This is a genomic window from Glycomyces arizonensis DSM 44726 (genome assembly GCF_000482705.1).
GTDB lineage: Bacteria > Actinomycetota > Actinomycetes > Mycobacteriales > Micromonosporaceae > Glycomyces > Glycomyces arizonensis.
Genome location: NZ_KI519474.1, coordinates 119,032 through 132,176, shown reverse-complemented (window position 1 = coordinate 132,176; position 13,145 = coordinate 119,032). Strand labels below are relative to the sequence as shown.

Sequence of the window (13,145 nt, the reverse complement as noted above, 5' to 3'; positions counted from 1 at the left end):
GCAAGTGCGAGGCATCGGACCGATACGGATTAGCCGTCTTGACGACGACACGACATCTCCCCCACGCCAGCGGCGGCACATCGACACCAAGGCAGACGCCGAGCGAATCGACATCATCGCCTACCCGGAAGACCTCGACATCTCGGCGTCGAAGTACTCCCCCTTCGAACGCCCCAAGCTCGGACCCTGGATGACCGAACCAGACAAGCTCGCGCAGTACGACGCCTTGGTGTTCTGGCGCGTCGACAGATTTGTACGGAACGGGCAAGACTTCCGAGACGTACTCACATGGGCACAGAAGCATAAGAAAAAGGTCTTTTCCGCTACAGAAGCAATCCAATACGACCCCGACGCGGACGGGATCGACAAGATTATTTCCGAGCTTCTTATGACTGTGGTTGTCGCCTTCGCCGAGATCGAGTCAACCAACCTCGCTATTCGAGTCAACGACACGATGGACTATTTGAGGGAATCGAAACGACCATTGAACGGCTCGATGCCGTTCGGCACAAAACCAGGTGTTGACGCCAATGGCAATCGAACATGGGTAAAGTCAGAAGAGACAACGCCTATCGTCTACGAGATTGTTACTCGGTTGCGTTCGGGAGAGAAGCGTCTCCCGATCGCTCAGGACTTGAACGAGCGTGGCGTGTTGTCGCCGAAGGATTGGACTCGGAAATTCTACGGGAAGGCACCGAAGGGCACCCGCTGGAATGACACGACGATATCCGCTATGTTCGCAACTGATTCGCTGCTCGGGTATCAGGTGTTGCGTGATGTTGACGGGAAGATGCGGACGGCGCGGGATACCGTCACGGGCGAGCCGATAAAGCTCTGCGATCCTGTCTTGGCGACTGCGGACGGCTCGCCGGATGTAGCGACGCTCCGAGAGGTGCAACGCTTGCTAGACGCACCGTATCGGCGTATGCCGAGCAGTGAAGCGACAGCTAACCCACTTCATGAGGTCGTAAAGTGCTACGACTGCGGGCGGAACCTGAACGGCTCAACCAGGAAGGTAAACGGCCGAATCTATCAGTACGTGCTATGCAAGAAAGGGCACCGTGGCGAGTGCCCGAATAAAGGCATGATCGCTGTGGATGTCGCATGGGATTACTTGGAGTCGTTGTTCTTGGGCCAGTATGAGGATGACCCCGTGATTGAGCGAACCTATGTACAGCGATCGGACCATTCGCGCGAGCTTGACGAGCTGCGTACAGCTTTCGATGCCGTGTCAAAGTCTCTGGAGTCTGCCACGTCTGACATGTTGATTCAGCGCCAGACCGCACGGTTGGACCAGTTGGCGGCCCGCATCGCGTCTCTGGAATCTGAGCCGACAGAACCGGGCGGTTGGGTTGAGACTCAGCTAGGGGTGACCTTCGGGGAGCGATGGCGTTCGTCGGGGCCGGAAGGACGCCGAGAGATGCTGGTCAAGGCGGGTATCGTGATGTATATCAAGCGGACACCGAGAACCAACATGTACACGGCGCACCTGTTCCAGCCCGACGACGATGGGCAGGGCATGACCGCCGATGAGCAGTGGGCGGCTATCCAGAGCGGAGCCGAGGGAGGGCAGGGAGCCGCCTAGCCTGGTGGTTCAGGGCTAGGCGGTGTGACTATCCGTCGCTGTCGCGTCGGTCGGTTGGTCGCACACACTAGGCAGACTGGTTAAGGCGCTGCAAGGGCGGCTGTGTGCATGAGGTTCTAGGCTCCGGCACCTACGGTCACCCGTAGCGGGTGAAGCTGTGTAGGGCGCTGTCCGGTCGCTAGCGCTCTGCGCGCGTATCACGTTGGGCCTTCCTTGGACCCGCAAGCCTCACGGCGTGCGGAACACGTGACATGACCTCATGCGTCCATTACGAGAGAAGCCCCTTTGACGGGCGATACACGGGCCGTTAACCCGGTCCCCTACTTCTATCCCGCCTAGGGCTCCGGCGGTTCTCCAGACGTTTGGTGGTAGTCTGGCACCTATCATTCTGTCGTAGCATTCGGAATGATACCCGAACCCCCGTGGTCGCTGCCACGGGGGTTCTTCCTTGTCTCTGACCAGCTAAAACCCTTTGATTTGGCCTCTAACGGCCTCGCAGGGCCAGACCCTTACCCAGAGAAGGCCCATGCGTGATCGATGTTGCAATACGCCCGCTCGGCGCCATCGGCGCAACGAGCTTCGACGACAAGGTCAACCGAGAAACCCGGCCGGATGTCATTGCCCCAACCGGGTACGTCGAGGAACTCCGTGCCCGTGCCGCTGATCGTGTCGGTCGCAGGCGAGCCGTCGACGAGCAGGCGCCACTCACAATTCCCGCCACCCGCCGTGCCGGTATGCACGCTAATCCTGATACGACCGGCCCAGATAGTCGCCGTACAAGTAAGCAAAGGCGTGAACGCTGAATTAGTTGTCGTGGGGAAGCACGAACCAGGCCCAGAGCCGCCGTTCTCGGCTTCGAAAGTAGGGTAGAAAACTAGAGGGATATGTGGCTTTGCCAAGCCGACGTTCTCAATCCCGCCTGCCGCGCTGGCAGTCGAGAACACGACATTCCCGTTATAATCCTGGATTCGAATTGTCTCGCTGCCGAATGTCCCCGCCGTGGAAACAGCACGGACGCCGTTATCATATCCGAGCTCCCAGATTCGATACGAATCATCACCGATATCACGCGGGCCAGTGTAGAAGATGGTTTCGCCATTCGGCGATACCGATCGCAGTTCGCCGCCGTTAATGGTGAGTGAGCCACCCTTATTAAGATTAAGGTCTCCACCCTCGATGTTAATGTTGCCTTCATCGAGAATATCGAGACCACCCGCACCAATAGACGAGTTCTCAAGGCTTCGACCGCTAGTGCGGTCGATAAGCAGTCTTTCCAGCTGCTCGATACGATAGACGAGATCACCGCGGTGCATAACTGAATTTCTAGGCATTTAATTATTCCTTATTCTGAAATGTAGAATCGCCGTAAACTTCGGCGTAGACCAATTCTTGTAGTGTCCAACGCGGGTCATCGTCCGCGGCCCACTGACAGATAACGATCGTAGCGTCGAGCTGTTCAATGTCTTCAACATCCGATGGGTTGACATTGCAATCCAGCAGGAATTTAGCTGTTTCCTTCGGAATTGGATTGCCGATTTTATCCCTCAAGATATGCCCGCCATTCGTCCATAGAGAGCCGTTCCGGCTCGGCATGCTCGTTCACCTTGCCCGTGTAACCGGCTTTATGCCGGGCGATCACGGCTTTTTCGACTCCCGCGATACCGTCGAGTGTTTCCCGCCAACCATTAGCGGAGAACTTCGAAGCCTTGAGAATCTTGTCCAGGCCGATAAACCTCATGAACACTTCCGCCCATTCGGCGTCAGTGAACGCAGGCGCGGCAGCGGACCGCGTATAAGCGTTCCAATAGTCCAACACCTCTTGGCGCCACTCCGGATCGGGATCGGGTGGCTTGGCGCCGGTAGGCGTAATCTCTACTTCCGCCGCCTTCGGCGGGCGGTATGCCTGTCTACGCTGGGACTTCATAGGCATAATCATGGTCTAGTCCTAACTTTTAACTAATTTTTTTCCCTGGTTCAAACTCATCCGCTGGCAGCTGCAATGCGCCCGGCGCGTCTCCTGGATACCCCCTGGGGGGTCCCTCCCCTACCCAAAACAGACATAAGAGAACGCGAGCAAGTCAACCTCGCTCGCGAACTACTATTTCTTATTCTTTTTCTCGACAGAATCACGAAGGACTATAAGATCATTCTTGAGTTTGTTCTGAGACGAATTGAACTTACGATAAAAGTCTTTCTTTTGCTCATAATTCGTTCGCAATCCCTTGCGGGTTATGAGCGTGGAATGCAATGTCGTCCGTATGGAGCGCGTCTGCGCGCTCGATGGTTTCCCAGTCTTCCCCACCATTGAATACACGCCGGTCATACATCGCACAGTCCCACGTGCTACCTAGGCACCCGGCCGGTATCAGCACACCCGGATATTCGGCGGTTTCATAGTGGGGATGCTTGATAGCCGTCCTAAGCTTGATCAGGGTGGCCCTGTCCTCGATAGTGGCGTGCGCGGAAGTCGCACGCCTCACGAACGCATGGTAGCCACGGGTCTTCATCACCAGGTCGACGCCTGTAGCTTTGAAGTGCCAATATTGGATAGGCCGTGTCAATTCGGCGACGCCGTTAGGCGTCTTGCAGTAAATAGTGTGTTCCACCTTGTAATATGGGTCGGAATCTACAGTCATACTTGGTTCTCCTACAAACGGCAGGGGCGAGTGACGCCCCTGCCTACAAGTCGTTTAACGGTTCCAATCACCGACAAACCGAGCATCGCAGCGTCGGATAACCGGGTGGTGGTTGAATCTGGACTCAGGGGTTGCGTTGTTCGCGGCGTGCCAAGTCGGGTGGACATCCTGCTTATCGTGTAGTCCGTCAACGCCGAGCAGGCGAACATAAGCGGTTCCGCCCGACCGGGCGGGGAGCTTCACCTTCTCTATGATCGCGGTTTCGATCACGCCGAGCTCGCTTCGAAGGTAGACAACCATCCCAGGCTTGTCATATCTGAGTGCCATACCGGTTAAAAGCCTCGCCTCAGCTTATCGGCGAGTTCGGCGGGGTCCATCGCGTCGAGCTTCGCTCGACGCTGGCGCTCGTGTTCCTCCCGCTCGGCTCTGATCTCCGCCGCCTGCGCGTTCCAACGCTTCACGAGCTCGTCGCCGTCGTCGTCGAGCTCGATATTATTCGGTCCACTCACTCGAACACCTTCTACCTTCTCCATGTAATTAATCGGTCGGCTGGTCTGCTGTACGTCGTAAAAATCGTCGTCCATTACACGATTCGCCCGTCTGCCCAAGAGGCGTATCCCCTTTCCATCTGCCAATCGATAGCGTCGAGGATGCCTTTTCCTCCGTCTGAGATATCGGAGAACCGGTCAATCTCGGCGTGAGCCGCCTTGACCGTATTAAAGGCGAATTCCTTGACATGCTCAGCGACGTTGGGGAGCTGGATTTCAGCTTTCATAGCCACGCAGTGGATGTAGTCGGGTCGATTGCCTTTGAGAAGCTTCTCAGAAGGGCTGTCACCTACAAACCAGAACGACGGCTCACGGAGGATGTCAATCGGGAACAGCTGCCGCAGTCCGCCGTCAACAACGCGGGCAACATCCTTATACGGGTCATACGTAATGACGGGCATCCTCGTAAGCGGGATTTTGAGTTCCATCACGATGTTGCTAACCATACTGTCGAGCATCGCGCAGACCTGATCGAAGTCTGCGATAGCCGATGGATCGAAATTTTTGGCCTTAATCATCTTGTTTGCCGCGCCGCACAGCGCGTCGATACAGTCTTGGTAGTGATCGTTAATGGCCTTGGTGAGAGCCGCGCCGGCCTTGGCCTTGACCGCCTTGTCCTTCTTTTGGCCGACGCGTTCCCACATGGCTAGCCGCTTGTCGGCGGCGATATAAGCCAGGATCTCAGCGTCCGAGCTGTCGAGACTAATCGCAGGTAGGTCGGGCTCAGTCGTGTACGCCTGAGCCTCAGTAAACGCCTCGTAAGCTTCCAGTACAGCCTTAGGGAGCTTGGCTCCGAGCCGAACAGCTTCGGGGACGTTGAAATGCGCAGTCATAACCATGTGTTTTATTTCCTTGTCTGCCGAGTGATCTCGGCGATTATCTTTTCCAAGAAAGCCTGTCGGCTCTCCAGTTCTTTAGCTGAATCAGTCGTGACGACTTGCGCGGCCTCGTGTAGGTGGTCTCGGTGAGCCTGCAATTCGGCTAGCAGCTCGCTAGCACCGTAAGCGTTGAGATTGAGCGTGGCTGTCACATCAAAACCCAAGGGGTGTCCTCTTCGGGGATGCCGCGCATAAGCGCGTCAACACCCATGCCAAGAACTTTAGATATGCGATACAGCAGCGCAACGGAACCGTGGGAGCCGCCGGTTTCAAGTTTCGAAATCATGACAGCAGTAACGCCTACACGGCTCCCAAGCTCAGCGCGGGACCACCCGCGCCTCTCACGGTAAAACTTGATTGACTTCTGAGTGTTTTCGATGTCGTCGGAGACATCCGGGATTGACAGAGTGACCATTGTTAAACCTCCATATCTGGGTAATAGCACTTTCTAGCCGGGTAAATAAAAAGCGCATACGCGCCTACCGCAGCGGCTACGCTGCGGGAATTTGTGTATCTGTATGTTGCGCCGTGAAGGCGCTGTTATCTTGTAATACAACTTGCCTCGGACCGCCGCCCAAAGCGCGTCGGATGAAGCCAGACTCCACCGACGAAAGAAGTTCCCGAGAAGTTCTCCCGGTTAAATACCCCTTCATTAGTTAGTTCGGGATAAAAACTTGTGGACAGACAGCAATAGCCGTGACCAGTAAATCTAGACACGGCAAAGTTGTAAATTGAACGTTCAAAATGAGCTAGTCCAGCTCAGACCACGAATGTCTGTAGTGGAATAGAGAGTGGCGTGCGTCACTAAAATCATGAAACAGTGGGTATTGTTACCATGCTGTTATCATATTGAGTGTCTGAGCGTTATAAAACTAGGGTATTTGAGGCTTTTGAAGCACTGTCTATTCCAGACTGGTAACCGCTCTCTTCCATTCTGGAGAGTGCGGTAAGTAAGGTGTACCTAAGCCACTTCGTCAGGACGTAGGCACTTCGAGGGAACCTCGAAGTGCTCCCAAGCAGACGGCAGACGGCCGAACGATGAACACAGAGAACATCATCCGGCCCGCTGTACGGGCCGTAGAGACACGAAAAGCCCTTGAAGGCATCCAGACAAGGGCTTGGCAGACTAGAAGCGCTCAGGCGCTTCTGAGGCTAATTCATTCCTCAGAACACGGAGAGCCCAGCGGTACGGCTCGCACGTCGTGAAGCTGGCGAGCACACCTCCGCGGCGACAACAGCGGCAGTACCCGTCCTTGTCCTTGGTGTGCACCTCTAGCGCCCTGAGCGCATCCTCAGCCGACGTACGGCGATACAGCGTCACAGCTACCCCTCACACCAGACGATCCGTGCGTCCTTGCAAGGCCATAGCGAGCCGCACAGCTCGCACACTTGCGGGTTTCCCCTGCGTGGAAGGTGCTGGCTACGCGGTGCCGGTACGGCACGCTTCTTGGCCTTGGTGGTCATCACCACAGGGTAGACCAGCTAGACCAGTAGGACAAGACATAGAACCGAAACCAGCTAGACCAGTTCAGAGCCGCCTACGCTCGGCGGCATGATCGATCGCTACTCGGCTACGCCGCTCTACCTCCAGGCGGCAGCGCTCATCCGCGCACGCGTCCAGGCGGACGAGTGGGCGCCCGGTGCCGAGATGCCGAGCGAACGGCAGCTCGCCGAGGACATCGGCGTGTCGCGCGTGACCACGCGGAAGGCGTTGGCAGAGCTGGAGGCCGAAGGACTGATCTTGGTACTTCCGCAGCGTGGCGTGTTCCGCGCGCCGTAGCTGCTCCTACCCCTATAAAGGCCGCCTCACGATCCGGCGGCCGACAGAGAGAATCTGGAGATGCGAAGACATCGGAAGATGAACGAAGGATGAAAAGTTAACAACTAATCTACGCTCGGCGGCGCTGCGGAGCGCCAACGAGCTTTTGAATATCCAAGTTCATTCCATCGCTTCCAGCCCCTTCGGGGCGTTCCACCTCTGTCATTCATTGTCGGCCGCGAGAGTGATAACGGAAGCGGCCTCTCATATTCAAGAAGCAAAAAGAGGGCCGACCCCTTGGGAGGGCCGACCCTATTTCCTATTAATCTAATATATATTATTCATTGCCAGCCGCCGCGAAGCGGCTGGCTCTGTCATGGGGCCGCTTCAGGCGGCCCATATTCATATCATGGCAGCCCTTGAGGGGCTGCATATTCTCCGGCCTCAGAAAGGCCGGAGATTGGAACAGGGGGGGATGAATATAAGGGGGGGGTTCCGTTGTTCCACCTGTTCCAAGCTGGGGAAACACCCGCCCGGAACGTGTGCCCCGAGCGGGTGTGTTCTGTCTACTTGTCACGGCGCCGTCCAGCGCCCACCCGTGTACTCGCCGCCAACCAGGTTCTTCGCTCGGGTGAATGCCTGCTTCGCGGCCTTGGCGGGGTCCTTGCCCTCCCAGCGACCGGGGAACTTCTTCACCAGCTCCCTACCGACCGCGTTCACTGCTTCGATCTTCGACAGCTCGGAATCGTTCGCGACCTCATCGAACAGGTTGCGCTTGCGCTCGGCTGTCTCCTCGGTCCTCACCCGCTTGTCCTCGTGCTCCTGGACAAAGCGCCACTCGGCCGAAGCACGGCCCCACTTCGCGGCAATGCTGATCTTCTGTTCGGGTGCGTCGTTTGACTTGATTTGCAAGTGCCGAGTGTTCGGCTCTGTCACATCGTGTATGTGGATATTCAGCCGCTCCCAAGCCTGGTAGACAGTCGACCCCATCACGCCCGTTGGCGTGTACTTTCCTGTGTTCGCTTCGAAGTTCTTCGCCGAGTGCGCGATGAGCAGCACGGTTGTTCCCAGCTCTGCGATATCCGCTAGCGGCTGTAGCAGGTTCCGGGCCACCGCATCGTCCCCGATGCTCCCACCCCCGAGAATGCCCGTCAGGTTGTCCACCACAAACAGTTTCGACACCTTCGCCTGTTCCTTGTACAGGTCCCAATGCGAGGGGTTGAACTTGGCGACACCGGCCCTTCCGGGCTTGACGTTGTGCTCCCGAAGCCTCAGACCCCACTTACGGGTTTCCCCCGCGTCAGTCGAGATAATCATAACCGGCCCGTGATCGTTGATCTTCCGACCGCAAAATTCCTCATCTTCATTAGCGACAGCAGCCGCCAGAGCGGCGGCAAGTCGAGTCTTCCCTACAGTCGGTTTACCCGAGATTGAATTGGTAGCCGAGTGAAGCAGCCCTTCAATAAGAAAGTCCGGTGTCTTCTCTGCCAGGTCGGCCCAATACTCGAATGACCGGAACGGGTAGGCCCATGTTCCGTCACCTCCGCTGCGCGGGTATTCGTATGCATCCAATGTTTTGTGTCTCCTCATGGTTGCGGGGCGACAGCCGAAACTGTCGCCCCTGTCGTGTCGTGTGTCGCTAAGCTGTCTGCGGTGTCATGCGAGCGTCAAACTCTTTCTTGTAGCGCGCCACCGTGCGCGCCGACACCTGCAACGTCTTAGCCAATTCCTTCACAGTCGCCTCCGGCGACGCTTCCACGGCTTCGGCGTAGCCGACAAGCTTTGACGGCAGCTCTGTCACTACCTGACTAGGGGTGTCTGCCGTGACAGCCGCTGTGACCGACTCAGACGGTGCGCGGCGTATCAAGTGCTCAACGGTCAAGAGAAGCGCTAGCGCGGGCCACGCGCTCACGAGCCGAGCAACCGTGTTCGGCTCAGCGACCGCGACGTTCGCAGCGATCGAAGCGGCCACCCCGACAATGAAGGACAGCCACGCTGTGAACCTGTTGCCAGTTCCCGTGATGAGTGACAGCGAGGCTGACAACAGCAGCCCGTCGACTGACAACGGCATGATGAGCGCGACGACTTCCGGTTGCCCAGCGATAAGGCACAGCTCCCGGATATGGATGAACGAGATGACCGCCGCGACAGCGGCGACAGCGATCGTGGCAAGGGTTGACAGGAACGACTTCACTACTTGTCCTCCCACTGGTCGTATTCCGCCTTGCCGAATCGGCGGGCAAGCTCGTTCGCAAGCTCATCGTCTCCGGCGTTACGGAGCGCTGAGAGCGCGACGGCAAGCTCGTTCCAGGTCACCGGGATTTCGACTGTGTTATCATTGAAGTCCATTTCTTCCTTCTTTCCTAGGTTGGTTAGATTTGGTGGATTAACCGGGAGGCGAGTGTTACGGCTCGCCTCCCGTTTCTTGTCTGCTAGCAGGAAACCCACGTTGTCACGTGGATCGGGTTCTCGAAGTCGGCCTGGTCAAGCTCGTACCGCGCCTGCTTCACGTCGGCAGCGTCCGCGAAGATCTCGTTCAGCTCTGCGTGCACGTCCGCCACGGCGGCCTTGCCGATGCCGAACGGCTGGCGAACAACGACCTTGGTTTCCTGGCCCCTGGTGACGTCAAGGACGGTGCCGCTGGCAAGCTGGCGGGTTTCGCTGGTGATCGTGTTCATGTCTCTGTGCTCCTTCTGTGCCGGCGCTACGCTGCGCCGGCTCTGTGGTTCTCGATGTGGTGGCTTCCCCGGCTGGGTCACGCGGTGCGCTGGTTGCTCGCCCGTGGTGTCCGGTTGGCCTGTAAGCCCTGGTAAAAGGGCTTGTACCCTTCCCTGTACGCCGCTGGGCGAGTGGGACCTCCAGGAGGCCGACTTCGACGCCGCCCGCGTCCGCGAGCTCGCGCGGCTGCGGCGCGAGCGCGGCGAACTCGACCTCCAGGTCGTGGTGCGCCACATCGAGTCCGGGGAGGTCGCCGGGTTCACCGAGATCGTCGTCGAGGGCGGCCGCGAGCACCACTGCTACCAGTCGGACACGATCGTCGACCCGCGCTTCCGCGGCCACCGGCTCGGCACGATCCTCAAGATCGCCAACCAGCGACGCATCCGCGACTGGCGCCCGAAGATGCGGTACGTGTGGACCGGGAACGCCGAGTCGAACGCGCACATGATCGCCATCAACGAGGCGGTCGGCTACCGCAAGTTCTGCAACGAGCGCGTCTACCAGAAGAAGCTCGCCTAACTTCGCTGGTCGGGCACCTCGACCGCGTCGGGATCGCGCTCGACGACGGCGGCGTGGATCTCGGCGACCTGCGCCTCCAAGGCGGCCAGGCGCTCGCTCAGGTCGGCGGCCTCGGCGCGGCCGGCCTCCTCGCCGCGGATGCCGACCCGGTCGACGAACCAGGAGGCGAGCGAGCCGCTGACGAGGCCGACGAGGCCGATGCCCGCGAACATGAGCATCGCGGCGATCACGTGGCCGGCGGCGGTCTGCGGGACGAGGTCGCCGTAGCCGACGGTCGAGGCGGTCACCACCGACCACCACAGGGCGTCGCCGAAGGTGGTGATCTGCGCGGCGTCCCGGCCCTGCTCGGCGTCCAGGACCGCCAGGCTGGAGACGAGCAGGATCATCGCCGTGATGCCGACGATGTACACGCTGGCCTTGGTGCGCAGCGAGGTCCGGGCGTGGCGGCCGAACGCCTCGACGAGCACGAGCATCATGCGCACGACCCGCAGCGGCCTCGCCAGCGGGACGAGGACCATGATCAGGTCGAGCGGATGGGTGTAGACGAAGCGGATGCGGTTGCCCCTGCCCGCCAGGACGAGCCGCCAGGCGTAGTCGGCGCCGTACAGGACCCAGACCGCGAAATTGATCAGGGTGGCGACGTCGCCGCCCCAAGAGGGCATGTCGTCGTAGAGGATCGGGACGGCGTAGGCGATGAGGAACAGCAGTGCCAGCAGGAACAGGGGCGTGTTCGTCGCGCGCTCCCAGGCGGTGAGCTGCTCGGGCCAGCGTGGCTCGCGTTCTCGGGGGGATGGTGAGGCAGGCACGCCTCCCAGGTTAACGGTTGGTCCTGATTCAGAACCAAGGCGCGTGAGCAGGCGCGATACGGTCGGTCACTGCGCCGCTATGAGCCGCCCGAGCCGGGGCGAGAAGGCGGCGAGCACCAGCGCGCAGACGATGGCGGTCCCGGCGAGGACGTAGAAGAAGCCGACCTCGCCGATGCGCGGCACGGCGAAGGCGTAGACCTGCCCGCCGAGGGGCGTGCCGACGGCCGGGGCGAGGAACCACACGCCCATCATCTGTCCTTTGAGGTGCGATGGGGCCAGCTGCACGGTCACGCTGAGCCCGACCGGCGAGAGCGCCAGCTCGCCGAAGGTCATCAAGAGGTACACCAGCGCCATCCAGCCGAGAGCCACCAGGACGCCGTCGTCGGCCCGGCCCTGGAGCCAGCCGAGCAGCAGGTAGGCGACGCCGACGAGGCCGACGCCGAGGGCGAACTTCTTGGAGGCGTCGAAGCGGTCCCCGGCCTTGAGCCAGAGGTAGCCGAATATGGGCGAGAAGATGATGATGTAGACCGAGTTGAAGTTCTGGACGGTCCCGGCGGGCACGTCGAGGCCGAAGAGGCTCAGGTCGACCGACTCCTCGGCGAAGGTGGTGAGCACGCTGCCCATCTGGAGGAACAGCATGAAGAACACGACGGCGGCGATGAACAACCCCACGTAGGCGCGCAGCCCGGCCATCTCGGTGTCGCTGATGTCGCCCGCGGCGCCGAAGATGTAGACGAAGTAGCCGACCGCGGCGGCGATCACCACGGCGGTCAGGATGGTCGGGACGGTGTCGAGGGTGAGCGTCCCGGTCAGAGCCCAGACGGTGATGGCGACGGCGGCCGCGACGAGGGACCAGACGACGATCCTGACGGCCCTGCGCCGCTCGTCGTCGTCGAGCGGGCGGCTCGGCCCGACGCCGGTGCCCTTGAGGCGGGGCCAGCCGCGGATGTACCACAGCAGGCCGATGGCCATGCCGACGGCGGCGGCGCCGAAGCCGAGGTGCCAGCGGTCGTCTCCGGCGAGGTAGGGGGTGACGAGGATGCCGAGGAAGGCGCCGAGGTTGATGCCCATGTAGAACACGGAGAAGCCCGCGTCGCGGCGGGCCTCGCCCTCGCCGTCGTAGAGCCTGCCGACCATGACCGAGATGTTGGGCTTGAGCAGGCCCGAGCCGGTGATGACGAGGAAGAGCCCGAGGAAGACCGTGGCGGGCCCTTCGAGGGGCAGCGCCATGCTGATGTGGCCGCACATGATGATGACGCCGCCGATGAGGACGGCGCGGCGGGGGCCGAGGACGCGGTCGGCCAGCCAGCCGCCGGGCAGCGCGGTCAGGTAGACCAGGCCGGTGTAGAGGGTGGTGATGGGGACGGCGGTGGTCTCGGCGAGGCCGAGGCCGTTGTCGGCGAGCGAGGCCATGAGGAACAGGACGAGGATGGCCTGGAGCCCGTAGAAGCTGAACCGTTCCCACATCTCGGTGCCGAAGAGCACGGCCAGGCCGCGCGGGTGCCCGAAAAAGGTCCGCTGGTCGCCGACGGCGGGCTCTCGGTGGGACATCGCTGCTCCCGGCATTGCACGGCGGCCGACATCGGTGTGATGCCGCCAACACTGAAGGTAGTCGTCGCTGTGGTGTCGCGGAGGGATATCCGAGCCCGCGTGCGATGAAACCCGGGTGACGATGTCACTGTTCGTCCCTTATGAG

The 13,145-nt window shown here is 60.0% G+C and carries 15 protein-coding genes; 3 read left to right on the top strand and 12 right to left on the bottom strand.

The window, feature by feature from the left end:
• Positions 1–4: 4 nt before the first annotated feature.
• A complete protein-coding gene (locus H613_RS30420; RefSeq protein WP_084546831.1) occupies positions 5–1,585 on the top strand; it encodes a recombinase family protein in 1,581 nt (526 codons plus the stop codon).
• Positions 1,586–2,094: 509 nt separating this feature from the next.
• On the opposite strand, the gene H613_RS31160 is transcribed toward H613_RS30420, so the two are convergent.
• From H613_RS31160 to H613_RS30415, 6 genes are all read right to left on the bottom strand, one after another.
• Positions 2,095–2,916 carry a hypothetical protein gene (locus tag H613_RS31160; protein WP_156926181.1) on the bottom strand — a complete coding sequence of 274 codons (822 nt, stop codon included), beginning with the start codon at positions 2,914–2,916 and terminating at the stop codon, positions 2,095–2,097.
• Between the two features lie 206 nt (positions 2,917–3,122).
• Positions 3,123–3,509 (bottom strand): phage terminase small subunit, encoded by a 387-nt coding sequence (locus tag H613_RS31155; RefSeq protein WP_156926180.1) that lies wholly within the window; start codon positions 3,507–3,509, stop codon positions 3,123–3,125.
• Between the two features lie 277 nt (positions 3,510–3,786).
• On the bottom strand, positions 3,787–4,221 hold the full coding sequence (locus H613_RS31150; protein WP_156926179.1) for a hypothetical protein: 435 nt from the start codon (positions 4,219–4,221) through the stop codon (positions 3,787–3,789).
• A gap of 332 nt (positions 4,222–4,553) precedes the next feature.
• Positions 4,554–4,805, bottom strand: a complete 252-nt coding sequence (locus tag H613_RS0121250; RefSeq protein WP_026925361.1) for a hypothetical protein — start codon at positions 4,803–4,805, stop codon at positions 4,554–4,556.
• On the bottom strand, positions 4,805–5,608 hold the full coding sequence (locus H613_RS0121245; protein ID WP_026925360.1) for a hypothetical protein: 804 nt from the start codon (positions 5,606–5,608) through the stop codon (positions 4,805–4,807). Before H613_RS0121245 ends, H613_RS0121250 begins: the two co-directional genes overlap by 1 nt.
• Before the next feature lie 187 nt (positions 5,609–5,795).
• Positions 5,796–6,062, bottom strand: a complete 267-nt coding sequence (locus H613_RS30415) for a helix-turn-helix domain-containing protein (protein WP_084546830.1) — start codon at positions 6,060–6,062, stop codon at positions 5,796–5,798.
• A 1,137-nt stretch (positions 6,063–7,199) separates the two neighbouring features.
• On the opposite strand from H613_RS30415, the gene H613_RS0121240 reads away from it, so the two are divergent.
• On the top strand, positions 7,200–7,427 hold the full coding sequence (locus tag H613_RS0121240; protein WP_026925359.1) for a winged helix-turn-helix domain-containing protein: 228 nt from the start codon (positions 7,200–7,202) through the stop codon (positions 7,425–7,427).
• Between the two features lie 552 nt (positions 7,428–7,979).
• Here H613_RS0121240 and H613_RS0121235 read toward each other — a convergent pair.
• The 4 genes from H613_RS0121235 to H613_RS0121220 form a co-directional block, all read right to left on the bottom strand.
• Entirely contained in the window at positions 7,980–8,978 is a 999-nt protein-coding gene (locus H613_RS0121235; protein WP_169732035.1) for an AAA family ATPase, read from the bottom strand.
• Between the two features lie 67 nt (positions 8,979–9,045).
• On the bottom strand, positions 9,046–9,600 hold the full coding sequence (locus H613_RS28185) for a DUF2637 domain-containing protein (RefSeq protein WP_051393653.1): 555 nt from the start codon (positions 9,598–9,600) through the stop codon (positions 9,046–9,048).
• Positions 9,600–9,755 (bottom strand): hypothetical protein, encoded by a 156-nt coding sequence (locus tag H613_RS31145; protein ID WP_156926178.1) that lies wholly within the window; start codon positions 9,753–9,755, stop codon positions 9,600–9,602. The genes H613_RS28185 and H613_RS31145 overlap by 1 nt, the downstream gene beginning before the upstream one ends.
• Before the next feature lie 83 nt (positions 9,756–9,838).
• Positions 9,839–10,084, bottom strand: a complete 246-nt coding sequence (locus H613_RS0121220) for a hypothetical protein (RefSeq protein ID WP_026925357.1) — start codon at positions 10,082–10,084, stop codon at positions 9,839–9,841.
• Between the two features lie 103 nt (positions 10,085–10,187).
• Between H613_RS0121220 and H613_RS28180 the strand changes: the two genes are divergently transcribed.
• Complete coding sequence (locus tag H613_RS28180) at positions 10,188–10,643, top strand: GNAT family N-acetyltransferase (RefSeq protein WP_156926177.1); 456 nt, start codon at positions 10,188–10,190, stop codon at positions 10,641–10,643.
• Here H613_RS28180 and H613_RS28175 read toward each other — a convergent pair.
• Positions 10,640–11,449 carry a potassium channel family protein gene (locus H613_RS28175; protein ID WP_035738879.1) on the bottom strand — a complete coding sequence of 270 codons (810 nt, stop codon included), beginning with the start codon at positions 11,447–11,449 and terminating at the stop codon, positions 10,640–10,642. The two genes, H613_RS28180 and H613_RS28175, sit on opposite strands and share 4 nt — an antisense overlap.
• Before the next feature lie 66 nt (positions 11,450–11,515).
• Positions 11,516–13,000 (bottom strand): peptide MFS transporter, encoded by a 1,485-nt coding sequence (locus tag H613_RS0121205; protein WP_051393652.1) that lies wholly within the window; start codon positions 12,998–13,000, stop codon positions 11,516–11,518.
• Between the last annotated feature and the right edge of the window lie 145 nt (positions 13,001–13,145).

Coding starts and splice junctions, on each gene's coding strand:
- H613_RS31160 (WP_156926181.1), bottom strand. CDS start 2,916: ATGCCTAGAAATTCAGTTATGCACCGCGGTGATCTCGTCTATCGTATC.
- H613_RS31155 (WP_156926180.1), bottom strand. CDS start 3,509: ATGAAGTCCCAGCGTAGACAGGCATACCGCCCGCCGAAGGCGGCGGAA.
- H613_RS31150 (WP_156926179.1), bottom strand. CDS start 4,221: ATGACTGTAGATTCCGACCCATATTACAAGGTGGAACACACTATTTAC.
- H613_RS0121250 (WP_026925361.1), bottom strand. CDS start 4,805: ATGGACGACGATTTTTACGACGTACAGCAGACCAGCCGACCGATTAAT.
- H613_RS0121245 (WP_026925360.1), bottom strand. CDS start 5,608: ATGGTTATGACTGCGCATTTCAACGTCCCCGAAGCTGTTCGGCTCGGA.
- H613_RS30415 (WP_084546830.1), bottom strand. CDS start 6,062: ATGGTCACTCTGTCAATCCCGGATGTCTCCGACGACATCGAAAACACT.
- H613_RS0121240 (WP_026925359.1), top strand. CDS start 7,200: ATGATCGATCGCTACTCGGCTACGCCGCTCTACCTCCAGGCGGCAGCG.
- H613_RS31145 (WP_156926178.1), bottom strand. CDS start 9,755: ATGGACTTCAATGATAACACAGTCGAAATCCCGGTGACCTGGAACGAG.
- H613_RS0121220 (WP_026925357.1), bottom strand. CDS start 10,084: ATGAACACGATCACCAGCGAAACCCGCCAGCTTGCCAGCGGCACCGTC.
- H613_RS0121205 (WP_051393652.1), bottom strand. CDS start 13,000: ATGTCCCACCGAGAGCCCGCCGTCGGCGACCAGCGGACCTTTTTCGGG.